Genomic DNA, 12,212 nt, shown 5'->3' on the forward strand with positions numbered 1-12,212 from the left:
AATTTATATGTTGTCGATACAGTTTCTGAGAGAGCCAGTTCATCAATTACCCCTCAGGTCTTGATGACTACTAAAACAAAACGTCGGAAATCCCGACAGCCAGCGCACGCTGGACTGAGAGTGTAGGAGAGACTTTATGTCTATGTTCGTTAATACCAATGTATCCTCATTGAATGCCCAGCGTCAGCTTTTTGATGTAAGCAATTCATTGAGTACTTCATTTGAACGTTTATCTTCAGGCTTCCGTATCAACAGCGCTGCTGATGATGCTGCAGGTCTTCAGATTACCGATCGTATGACCTCACAAATCGAAGGTCTAAACCAAGCCGTTCGTAATGCTAACGATGCGATTTCATTGTCGCAAACTGCTGAAGGCGCGTTGTCTGAGACAACAACAGCACTTCAACGTATTCGTACTCTAGCTATTCAATCACAAAACGGTATCAACAGTTCTGCAGACCGCGCAGCGCTTCAAAAAGAAGTATCTGCACTACGTACAGAAATTTCACGTATAGCTACAACCACTGAATTTGCTGGTGTAAGTATCCTTTCAGGTGCGTTCTCTGCTTCGTTCCTAGTAGGTGCAAACTCGGGTCAGACAATTTCTGTTAACTTGTCTTCACCTACGCTTACTGCTGCGGGTGTTTCAGGTTTTGGCCCATCGGGTCTTGGTATTGGCACTGGTGATGTTCTTTCAGCAGAAAATGCTTCTACAATTCTTGATAATGTGGACAGCGCAATTTCTGCTATTGGTAGCTTACGAGCTGATTTGGGTGCTTTGCAAAACCGCTTCCAGTCAACTATTCGTAACCTAAGCAATATCTCTGAAAACGTGTCGGCTGCACGTTCACAGATTAAAGATACAGATTTTGCTACGGAAACCGCTAACTTGACGCGTAACCAGATCATTCAGCAGGCAAGTACTACTGTATTATCTCAGGCTAACCAGCGTCCTCAGGCTGCTTTACAGCTTCTAGGCTAATCGCCATTAACGTGAAGCCAGGAGGTAGTGCTCTAGTTCACGTGCGTTCAAAGCTGGTCTTTTGAAGACCAGCTTTTCTATATACCGACCTTTCAAACGCGTCATTCCCCTCATTTATACTATTCGTGCACGTAAAATTACCCTCTAACACTCTGGAATATATAGATTTTTAATTTATATCCGCCGTTTTTCTAAAATTTAGCAAAAAATACCTAAAGTAAAATTCGATCTTTGACGATAACTATTACAAAGGGGAGATAAACCATGTTTCTTTTCTCTATGCTTCTAAAGCTAATGTTTAAGAGCGTAAAAAGCACAGTTTGAATACAAGTTTTTTTAAATTAACTGTATTTAAAAGTTAGGAAAAACAGTGCTTTAAATCGAATGTAATTATTTGAAAAAATTACTAAAGTAAATTCAAGTAAAGGTCGATAAAAAATGGAGTTTGCTGATGAATGGTTAGAGCTGCTGACCGGCGAGATTAGAGCCAGGAGGTAGTGAGAGGTTTGAGGTTCTGGAACACCAAACCCACCGACCAGCAAAGAGAAGTAACTTCTCTACTTAGCAAGTTCCATTGGTAGTGTGCCAATGAAACGTCAGATTGAACTGACATGTAATTCAAAGCACAGGCTATGCCAAATATTTAAACTAATCGCGCAAATAATAAAACCAATAGCGCAACACTCGAAACTGTTAGGAGAGACCCATGAGTCTATTTGTTAATACCAACGTGTCATCTTTGAATGCACAACGTCAATTGTTCACTACCGGTAATAACTTGAGCACCGCGTTTGAACGTCTTTCATCTGGTTTTAGAATTAACAGTGCTGCAGACGATGCCGCGGGACTGCAAATTACTGACCGTATGACCTCGCAAATTCAAGGTTTGGATCAAGCGGTACGAAATGCTAACGACGGTATTTCACTAGCACAAACTGCTGAAGGTGCGATGGCTGAAACTACCACTGCTCTACAACGTATTCGTACGTTGGCGATTCAATCGCAGAACGGTATTAATAGCTCAGCTGACCGAGCGGCGCTGCAAAAAGAAGTTTCTGCATTGAGAACTGAAATTTCACGTATCGCAACAACAACTGAGTTTGCTGGTGTTAGTATTCTTTCAGGTGTGTTCTCTGCTAGCTTTTTGGTAGGCGCAAACTCTGGACAAACAATTTCAGTGAACCTATCGACTCAAGCATTAACCGCAGCAGGTGTTAACGGCTTCAGTGCTACAGGGCTTGGAATTATATCTGCCGACGTTTTGACCGCAGCGGGTGCGTCTGCTCTTCTTGACGATGTAGATGCAGCAATCTCTGCAATTGGTGGCCTTCGCGCAGATTTGGGTGCTATTCAAAACAGATTCCAATCTACGATTAGAAACCTGAGCAATATCTCAGAGAACGTATCAGCGGCAAGATCGCGAATCAAAGATGCAGACTTTGCCACCGAAACGGCAGAACTAAGCCGCAACCAGATTTTACAGCAAGCTAGTACTACTATCCTGGCACAGGCTAACCAGCGTCCACAGGCTGCACTTTCACTACTAGGTGGTTAATTAAAAGACGCTTGAAGTTGGGAAGGAGTTGAGAGGCCATCCCCTGAAAAAGGATAGCGGCCGTAAGGCCGCCCCTTTGAGAAAGCGTCGACTAACAGGACTGAGAGTGTAGAAGTGTTGGTTGAGAGGCCAGTTTATCCTACTAAATACCTGCCAGCCGACAGAAACTGAATTTGCTCAATCTCCTAACGTGAGCAAATTGGCCGAGATTAAATAGTCTCGGCCTTTTTTTTAGTAATACCGAAACATCCCGCCAATTTCAAACAAATTGCAGAGCACGACAATTTGTTCAAAATATACCTTGCAGCATCAATGCCAACTTTAAATTTAGAGTAAAAGATTTCGCCTGTCTTATTGATAAGACATGCAGTGGTACTCTCATTCCAATTCTTTGCCGTTCAATTAACAAGCTGATTCTGTCTTGCGTATGAGAAGTAGGTACTGCCGCTTTGTTGCGAAAAAGACAAACCTTCTTAAACGCTTTAAGTCGTTTTAATCATTGCTTGATAAATCAACCGAATAAATGTGATCTTTTTAAATTTTTATAAATTTATTTGTCAACTAATTCAGTGGCTTATCTGTTTGTTTCGAAAAAAGATAAAAAAAACGAAAAAAAAACTAAAGAACCTAAAGGGTTGGCCGATACCAATAGTTGAGGGGTAATTTACTTTACTTTTAACAGAGGCGTTAGCTCGGAGTAGTGACCAAGCTAATTTGAACTGGAAGGATTTGATCGTACCACATTGGTCGACGAGTCCCTAGGAGGTATTCCAATGAGTTTATTCGTTAACACAAATGTGTCTTCGATCAACGCACAACGTCAGCTTTTTGACGTAAATGATCGTCTTAACACGTCGTTCGAAAGATTGTCTTCAGGTTTTAGAATTAACAGTGCCGCAGATGATGCTGCAGGTCTTCAAATTTCTGACAGACTTACTTCGCAAGTTGAAGGCTTGAACCAAGCAGTACGCAACGCGAACGATGCTATTTCTTTAGCACAAACAGCTGAAGGTGCGATCAGTGAGATTACTACGAGCCTACAGCGTATTCGCCAGCTATCAATTCAATCGCAAAACGGCATCAACTCTTCTGCTGACCGTTTGGCGCTTCAAAAAGAAGTATCAGCGCTACGAACTGAAATTTCACGTATCGCAACGGATACTCAGTTTGGTAACGTTAACATCTTAGATGGTAACTTTTCTGCTTCATTCCTAGTGGGTGCTAACGCAGGTCAAACGATTTCAGTAAACCTTTCAACCGGTAACCTAGGATCAATTACTGGCTTTAGTACAGCCGGTCTTGGTATTGATGGTGATAGTGTTGAAACTGCTTCAGGTGCTGCTGCGCTATTAAGTGCGGTCGATGCTGCAATATCTGGTGTTGGGGGCGTTCGTGCTGATTTAGGTGCGCTTCAAAACAGATTCCAGTCGACTATTCGTAACCTGAGTAACATCAGTGAGAACTTGTCTGCGGCACGCTCTCAAATCAGAGATACGGACTTTGCTGCGGAAACGGCTGAATTAACGCGTAACCAGATTATTCAGCAAGCATCTGTTTCAGTTCTGAGCCAGGCCAACCAGCGTCCACAAACTGCGCTATCGTTGCTTGGATAAGCTATAATACAATTTAGCCTTAGTTGAGATGTAACGGGTGCTTGCTTAGGCAGGTTCCCGTTTTGTCGTTTCAGAAGGGGGTAGAAACGTGGAAATACCGAATATTCAAAATGGTCAGCCTTTTGCATCAAGTACAGCGATAGGTACTTCAACAGGTACAGCACCAAATACAGCATCGTCGGTAAGAGACAGTTTAAGTTCACCTAAAGAAGTTAACAGTGACGCAAATCGTATAGATGAGCTTGCTAAGTCTTCTTCATCTCAAAGCAACAGCGTTGAGGTGGAAGATGAAAATTTATCTCAAGGTTTATCTGGAGAAGTCGATAACCAAGGTGGAGAGAGGAATGTTGCTGACCTTGAAGAGGCGGTAGCAAAAGTTGAGTCATTTCTAACTGTTCAAAACAGGGATTTAACTTTTTCAATCGACGAAAATACCAATCGTTCGGTTGTGACAGTTAAAGATAGTCAATCTGGAGACGTTATTCGGCAGATTCCTTCCGAGGAGCTTTTAAAGCTTGCTGAAAGAATTCAGGAATTACAGCAGGATGTAGGGAATAGCGTAGGGGTGTTTATCAACAATCAGGTTTAATGAGGTAGGTTATGACTATTCAGTCGCTAGGTGTAGGTTCAGGTTTAGCTCTTGATGATCTTGTCCAGCAGCTTTTAGATGCTGAGAGATTGCCTAAAGAGGAAAGGCTCAACACAAAAGAAGAAAAGATCGAAGCAGAAATCTCTGGTCTTGGACAGATAAAGTCTAAGTTGTCAGATTTTAAAGATGCTGTCGATGACTTACGTAGCGATACTGATATTAACGGTCGAGAGCCTACAATCGTTAATCCTTCAGAAGATGACGACGTTTTATCTGCTGATGCGTCGAGCTCAGCATTACGCGGAAGTTACGATATTACCGTGCAACAACTTGCATCGGGAAGTCGCATAACTACAGACGCGGGTGCTTTCACTTCAAGTTCAGATCCTGTTTTAAGTTCTGGAACGGGTTCTTTGACCTTTAGCATTCCTGGTGGTGATTCATTTACTATCAACGTTGATTCTGGCACATCTCTTGTAGACCTCAGAGAAGCGATCAACAGCGCAGACGATAATTTCGGTGTAACCGCAAATATTATTGATACAGGTACTGCCGAAGGGCCTCGCCTGGTGTTTCTGTCTGAAGAGACCGGTGATGGCAATGATCTAGTTATCAACAATGATACAGGCGCTGCAGAACTAGACAGACTTTCAACTGCGGGTGGAACTAATAACATTAGCGCTGCCAACATTGAATCTGCCAAAAACGCAATTGCATTTGTTGACGGAATTGAAGTTCAAAGCCAGTCAAATAAGTTTGAAAACACAATTCAAAACGTCACTTTTGATGTTAACGAGATCTCACCCAAAGATAATGCGGGCAACTTTTTGTCGACGACGCTGAAAATCGGTTTTGACAAAGAAGGTCTTGAACAGAAAATTAGGGATTTTGTAGATAACTATAATGCGATTATTGACGAAATTGGAACGTTGACGCGCTATGGTGAATCTGAGTTGGAAGAAGATGGTGCGCTTGCTGGAGACTCATTGCTAAGAGGAATCCAGTCTGGACTATCATCTATCATTGGCGATAACGTGTCTACTTCACAGCTCGGTGGGTTATTCAGACTTGGTATAGAGCTAGACGAAGATGGAAAGTTAGAAATTAGTTCGTCAGACTTTGGAATTGGGTCTGGGGAAGACAGATTAAAAGATGCGTTGGAAGACAATTTCGACGATATCGCTACATTGTTTACAGACGAAAATGAAGGTATAGCGGTTCGCTTATACGATTTCGTTGATGAGTTTACGTCATCTGGAGGCCTTATTTCTCTGCGCGAAAAAACGGCGAAAGAGAATAGAGAGGGTGTTTATTCTGAAAGGGAAACTTTGGAGCTTCGTATGTTCAACTATGAGCAAATCTTACGAAGCAAGTACCTTAACTTAGACCAGACTGTGGCACAGTTGAATCAGACAAGCTCGGCATTATTAGCCGCACTATAACGTACGAGTTTCGGAGAAAGTATGTCTCTTAAAGGTATTAATGCCTACAAAAAAGGTAATTTAAAGCAAGATGTTGCCAATGCAGATCCTCACAAGTTGACCTTGATGCTGCTTCAAGGCGCGTTAGACAGGATTGCATATGCGAAAGGTGCAATGGAACGAAAAGAGTTGCAAGAGAAGGCGACATTTATTTCGAAAGCAACGGCCATTATTATTCACCTGCGCGATACGTTAGATGTAAAAGTGGGCGGCGAAGTTGCTGAAAACATGTTTGCCCTCTATGAATTTATGATCGAGAAACTGAACGAGGCTCATGTTAACAATGATATTAAGTTGTTAGATGAGGTATCTTCACTGTTATCGCCGATTAGAGATGCTTGGGTGCAGATTCCCCAAGAAGCAAAAGAAGAGGCGTTTCGAGCGCAACGAGAAAGTAAGCAAGCGATTTGAACGTCGATAAGTTAAACCATTCATCTACACCTCTTTTCCTAAGCAAAGTCAACGCAGCAATTGCGGTTTGCGTGGCAGCAGAGCCTGCCGCGCTTTCAACTGAAACTTTCCGTCATCTAATCAGCCTGCGACATTCGTTGGTTCTTCGCGAGTTAAGCAGACTCTCTGGAAATGAACGCACTACCTTCGCTGAAAATGAACTAATTATTAATCAAGAATTAGAAGAACTTGCGCTTAAGTTGAAGTTAGCTGCAAAAGAGGAGATAGTTGGCTTTTCAAGAGCGCAAAAAGCGGCAAAGAGATATAAAAAATAATGCTTAAAGCTATTAAATTCTACCTTTTAGATGATGAAGATAAACAAACATCGCTAGAAGTTGAATCTGCGTACGCGATTAAAAAGAACAAAGAAAAAAGCTTAATAGCTTTCAAGCGCGTAATGCCGGCTATCTTTACTCAGCTCATTCGGGCGAGAAGCACATCCACCTCAGTTTTCGTTAACAAAGATAAAGAACTCGATATTGTCGACTTTAATAGCGGCAAGGTCTTTTACGGGGAACAGGTAACCGCAAGTATTCATCAACATGTGGACTCGTTTATAAGTTCTCCTTGGGTATTGGACAAAAACGGGTTTTCTCGGCAATCCAAGCCCATCGAAGACGATGCAGAAGTGTTAGTTGTACTGGGGTTGGCTCTTGGAATTCACCTACTTAAATTGGTAAATGAAACTAACTTCAAAAGTATCGTCCTTTACGAGCCTAATTTTGAATTCACACATTGCTCTATGCTCACCGGTGTTTGGCCAGAAATTTTCAAAGTTGCTGCAGAGAAGGGAACGGCAATTTATTTTCAAAGCCAGTTAGACGGTAGTTCTGTATTAGAAGATTTAAGTGAATTAAAGCAGGTAAGTCCTTTTGCTTCAGTTCATTTTTATCAGCATTATCATAGTGCGAGCTTTGACTCAGTACTTAAAAGTCTATCTGGGCTAACAATTAAAGACGTGCAAAAGCGGCTATTTTCATTTTCTTCCTCGCAGCCATTTGACGACTATTTAGTTCCTTGGAGTCCGGTGGTTACATCCAATGATTGGGCGACCAGTAACCTTAGTAAAGACGTTTTTGATAATAACATTGAAGCGTTTGCGAAGTATTACCCTGATATAGCTAAAGAATTCAGCGACTACAAGCCGGTCAAGTGGGAGCCAAAAGCTAATCAATCAGGTGAAGTAAACCTCTTCCATATAGAGACCTGCACACCGCTTTACGGTGACAGCCCAAAACGCGAGTCTGAACTAGCTTATGAAGCATTTGTGAAGCAGCCCAACCGCGATAACCTAATATTAGGCTACGCAGGGGGAAAACTCATTCATTATTCGCATCATAAAATGGTAAGGAAAATCCAAGAACATTTGGCGGGAATGGAAGAGGAAGAAAGTAAGCTACCGGAAACCGTTAAATCGATGCTCCTTTTTGGCATGGGAGCAGGATATCAGTTAGAAGCGCTCAGTGACTCGCGAGATATAGAAAAACTCTTTGTTTGCGAACCCAACCGAGACTACTTTTTTGCTTCTCTGTTTGCGATAGATTGGGCGGCAATTCTGAACAAAGTTGAAGAAAAACGGCACCGTATTTACCTTAACATCGGGGATGACGGAACTAACCTCGTACGGGACCTTTTAAGTCAATTCCACTCTATCGGAACACATATCATTGCCAATACCTACTTAACACTCGGCTATGATAACGAGGTACTTCTTCCTGCGGTTGATAAGCTAAGAGAAGACCTGCGTTTAATTGTCGCCATGGGGGAATACTTCGAGCATTCTCGCTTTGGCACGACGCATACGAAATGGGCGGTAGAAAATAATATAGGCTTTTATCGCAAATCTGGCGTGCCGGAGCTCAGTAGAAATTTAAGTGAGGTAGCGGTATTTATCGTCGGAAATGGCCCCTCTCTTGATAATTTACTGCCCCTTTTGAAGGAAGAAAGGGAGCGAGCTATAGTCATATCTTGCGGCACAGCCTTACAGGCAATGCACAGTAATGGTATTGTTCCTGACTTTCACGCAGAAGTAGAGTCGAACCGAGCGTCTTTCGATTGGGCATCGCGTATAGGCGATAAAGACTATTTAAAGCAGATCAATTTTATCAGCTGTAATGGTGTTCACCCTGATACGGTAAAGCTCTATAAAGACACCTTTCTCGCTTTCAAAGAAGGTGAGTCGTCAACGGTTTTTATGAAGGAACTCTTTCCTGAGTTAGAATTGCCATTCCTTCATTTTTCCTATCCTACCGTATCGAATTTTGTCATTAACTACGTGTTAGAACTGGGCTTTAAACAAGTTTATCTATTCGGCGTTGACTTGGGGATGGTTGATGTTAATCACCATCACTCTAAATCCTCAGGCTATTATAAAAAAGATGGCGGCGAACTGTTTAATCACGCAGAGCGCATAGACACTTCATTGGTAGTGCGAGGGAACTTTAGACCCTATGTAAATACCAAGTTTGAATTCAACATGTCAAAGTCGGTGATTGAGAAAACCTTATCTGCTTTCAGTGATGCTGACGTTTATAATTTAAACGATGGCGCAAAAATCGTTGGAAGTCCTCCATTAGAGCAAGACGCGTTAATTATTACTAATTCATTGGAAGACAAACAGGCTGCGATGAGCTGGATTCAAACTCAGGCTCATGTTCCTATTCCGGTAGCTGAATTCCAACAACGTTTTGCTAAACGGTTTAATCATGATGCGCTAATAGAGGACATCACCAATTTTAAAGCGTTATCTGACAAAGAATTTAATGGGCGCGAAGATATCGATAAACTGGTGTTCGATCAGCGCAAGTTCTTAGTCGAGGCGTATTTGCGTAAAAGCTCCATTTTATTTTTTTACTTCAATGGTACTTCGAATTACATAAACAGCATTTTCAGTAAATTAACGCATTTCAAAAATGACGAACTAGTGATGGAGAAATTCGAAGCTATTAAATCGTGTTGGCACAACTTTCTTGATGACGCGTTAACGAGTGTTTCGATGTATCCTGATGCTTTTGACTCAGTTTCAAGTTTCACAAAAGAAAGACAAGAGATCACCTTATCAGAATACGTAAAGAGTAAGAACGTGGGCTTTATTAGTGATTCTGCTAGCCATATTATTGAGACTCTTGGCCTAAACGAAAATATTGATAACAGTCAACATCGCTATCAACTTGAATTTATCTCAAGTGCTGCTGATTTGAAAAAGCGCAAGCCTGAAGTTAGCCGAGCGGCATTCATAACAAACGAACCTGAACTCTTGCTAGAATTACATGAAGGTTTCAACACAGCGGAAACCGACGTTTTGGTATTCAGTCCCTTTAACAATTCGGATAAAAAAGGCGTGGAAAAATCCGTGTTTACTGCGGTACTCGCGCTAGTTTCGAGCAATAAACTGAAATTGGTGTTTCCTAAGCTTGAGAAAGAGGATTGGGGGAGTTTTTTCGATGATTACTTCCACAAGTTGTCAAATAGTATGACGTCTTTTGAAACGTACAGCATGTTTGCTTTAGCTTCTGAGCCTCTTGCCGATAAAGAGATGACCAATGAAGCCGGTGATAGATTTTGGTTATGTCCAAGACCGTTAGAAGCATCACTTTGTAAAACAAAGATCATTTTTAATAAAAAGAAGTCGTCTTAGCGTGAGCAAATTACTCAATCACCGTGCCACTAGCGTCAGAAGTAGCTAAACCGATATACGCTAACAGCAGAGACACTTATGAATGTAGCAATAATCCCAGCGCGAGGTGGTAGCAAACGCATTTTGCGAAAAAACCTCCGCCTTTTTTGCAATAAACCTATTATTGCCTGGTCTATAGAAGCTGCTCTAGCCTCAAAGGAATTTGATAAGGTTATTGTAAGTACTGACGATGACGAAATTGCGCAGTTTGCTATTGAAAAAGGGGCTTTCGTTCCGTTTGTTCGTCCAGCTGAATTGTCTGATGACCATGCGGTAACTCGCGATGTTGTTAATCACGCGTTGACATGGCTGGCCGACAACGAAAAACCAGCAAATTACTGTTGTGTGCTTTACGCTACCGCACCTTTTGTTACATCGGAAGACTTAGTGAATGCGTTTGCAAAATTAAAAAGTTCGAAGAAGGACTTCTGTTTCTCTGCAACAAGCTTTCCTTTTCCTATTCAACGTGCTTTCCATTTTACGCCGCAAGGTGATATTGAAATGTTTGATAAACAGCACATGAAAACACGCTCTCAGGATCTGCTGGAAGCCTACCATGACGCAGGGCAATTCTACTGGGGCAAGGCTGACGCTTTTCTAAAGAATTTGCCAATGTATTCTCATCACGCCACCGCGTTTCTGATGCCAAGATACCGCGTGCAAGATATCGATACCGAAGAAGATTGGGAAACCGCAGAGCTTCTATTCAGAGCGATCCAGTCTCGAGGGCTGTGAAAATGAACAACTCGATTACAGCGTTGGTGCGCGTAGACAGTGGTGAACACATAGGAACTGGCCATGTTATGCGCTGCCTTACACTGGCAAAGCTATTAAGAGCGCGCGGTATTTCAATATACTTTATTTCAAAGCCTCACAAGGGGCATTGTTTAGATGAAATCAGACGCGCAGATTTTAAGGTAATCGAGTTACCGACTTCCAACGCTCAAGAATACGCAGGAAACTGGTGTCCTCACGCTCATTGGTTAGGTGGAACAGAATCCAATGATGCGCGTGAGTCATTAGCGGCATTGCACCATACAACATTAAACGAGCGCGTTATTGTTGTTGTAGATCATTTTTCTTTGACTTCACAGTGGCACATTGCGTTAAAAGAAGCCCTAAATGCAAAAGTTGTCGTTATTGATGGGCTGGCCGACCGAACACTAAAATGTGATGTATTGATTGACCCTAATTTAGTACTTGATGCTCAGAAAAAATGGGATGGAAAAATTCAAAATAATACTAAGCTCATGATCGGTCCCCAGTATTTTCCGTTGCGAGAAGAGTTTGCATTTTCCCCCCCTACATTGCCTCAAGCACTAAAGCGCATTTTTGTATGCTTTGGAGGAATGGATAAAGACAATGCCACTCTATTTATCTGCGAGCTGCTCGCAAAGTGGTGCACAAGCTTAAATGAACCCGTTAGCGTTGACGTCATCATTGGAGAGCATCACCCATTCAAGCCGCTAATACACGCATTTTGTACTCAGCACGGCTTTAAATTACATGTGCAAGCTTCGAATATTTCATCATTAATGGCGCAGGCTGACCTGGCAATTGGTGGTGGTGGCACCATGTCCTGGGAGCGTTGTAAAATGGGGCTACCGACCCTTGTCCTCGCTATTGCACAAAATCAAGTTGCGCAAGCGATCGCATTAGAAGAAAAGGGGGCCGCGGTCTATGTTGGGGACTACAGCACAGAGTCGAAGCGCTTAGAAAAAATTCAACAACGCGTTGTCAATGTGCTTGAGAATTTGCGATGCTCTCCAGATACATTGAAAACAATGTCACAAAGCGCGTTATCGATTATGGAAGCATACAACCACAATCAACCGTGGGTAGATGAAATTATCAAATAAAGGCAGG

The 12,212-nt window shown here is 42.2% G+C and carries 10 protein-coding genes; all 10 read left to right on the forward strand.

Translation table 11 applies throughout. The annotated features are described in order from the left end of the window. Positions 1-136: 136 nt before the first annotated feature. The 10 genes from AWH61_RS02355 to pseG all read left to right on the forward strand — a co-directional run bounded on the left by AWH61_RS02355 (position 137) and on the right by pseG (position 12,205). Positions 137-982, forward strand: coding sequence for a flagellin N-terminal helical domain-containing protein (locus AWH61_RS02355; protein ID WP_039224827.1), 846 nt, complete (start codon positions 137-139; stop codon positions 980-982). A 706-nt stretch (positions 983-1,688) separates the two neighbouring features. Then, positions 1,689-2,537: a flagellin N-terminal helical domain-containing protein gene (locus tag AWH61_RS02360; protein ID WP_014975883.1), complete on the forward strand. Its 849-nt coding sequence runs from the start codon at positions 1,689-1,691 to the stop codon at positions 2,535-2,537. 773 nt (positions 2,538-3,310) lie between these two features. Beyond that, positions 3,311-4,150: a flagellin N-terminal helical domain-containing protein gene (locus tag AWH61_RS02365; RefSeq protein ID WP_014975884.1), complete on the forward strand. Its 840-nt coding sequence runs from the start codon at positions 3,311-3,313 to the stop codon at positions 4,148-4,150. An 88-nt stretch (positions 4,151-4,238) separates the two neighbouring features. Continuing rightward, positions 4,239-4,739, forward strand: coding sequence for a flagellar protein FlaG (locus tag AWH61_RS02370; protein WP_014975885.1), 501 nt, complete (start codon positions 4,239-4,241; stop codon positions 4,737-4,739). An 11-nt stretch (positions 4,740-4,750) separates the two neighbouring features. Further along, positions 4,751-6,181, forward strand: a complete 1,431-nt coding sequence (fliD, locus tag AWH61_RS02375) for a flagellar filament capping protein FliD (RefSeq protein ID WP_014975886.1) — start codon at positions 4,751-4,753, stop codon at positions 6,179-6,181. Between the two features lie 21 nt (positions 6,182-6,202). Beyond that, positions 6,203-6,631, forward strand: a complete 429-nt coding sequence (fliS, locus tag AWH61_RS02380; protein ID WP_014975887.1) for a flagellar export chaperone FliS — start codon at positions 6,203-6,205, stop codon at positions 6,629-6,631. Next, the gene (locus AWH61_RS02385) at positions 6,628-6,945 is read left to right on the forward strand and encodes a hypothetical protein (protein ID WP_075176131.1); all 318 of its coding nucleotides are present in this window, start codon (positions 6,628-6,630) and stop codon (positions 6,943-6,945) included. The genes fliS and AWH61_RS02385 overlap by 4 nt, the downstream gene beginning before the upstream one ends. After that, positions 6,945-10,307 carry a motility associated factor glycosyltransferase family protein gene (locus tag AWH61_RS02390; protein WP_075176132.1) on the forward strand — a complete coding sequence of 1,121 codons (3,363 nt, stop codon included), beginning with the start codon at positions 6,945-6,947 and terminating at the stop codon, positions 10,305-10,307. The genes AWH61_RS02385 and AWH61_RS02390 overlap by 1 nt, the downstream gene beginning before the upstream one ends. Before the next feature lie 78 nt (positions 10,308-10,385). Further along, positions 10,386-11,081 carry a pseudaminic acid cytidylyltransferase gene (gene pseF, locus AWH61_RS02395; RefSeq protein WP_075176133.1) on the forward strand — a complete coding sequence of 232 codons (696 nt, stop codon included), beginning with the start codon at positions 10,386-10,388 and terminating at the stop codon, positions 11,079-11,081. A gap of 2 nt (positions 11,082-11,083) precedes the next feature. Then, entirely contained in the window at positions 11,084-12,205 is a 1,122-nt protein-coding gene (gene pseG / locus AWH61_RS02400; RefSeq protein ID WP_075176134.1) for a UDP-2,4-diacetamido-2,4,6-trideoxy-beta-L-altropyranose hydrolase, read from the forward strand. The last annotated feature ends 7 nt before the right edge of the window (positions 12,206-12,212 follow it).

The sequence above is a fragment of the Alteromonas sp. W12 genome (genome assembly GCF_001924945.1).
GTDB lineage: Bacteria > Pseudomonadota > Gammaproteobacteria > Enterobacterales > Alteromonadaceae > Alteromonas > Alteromonas macleodii.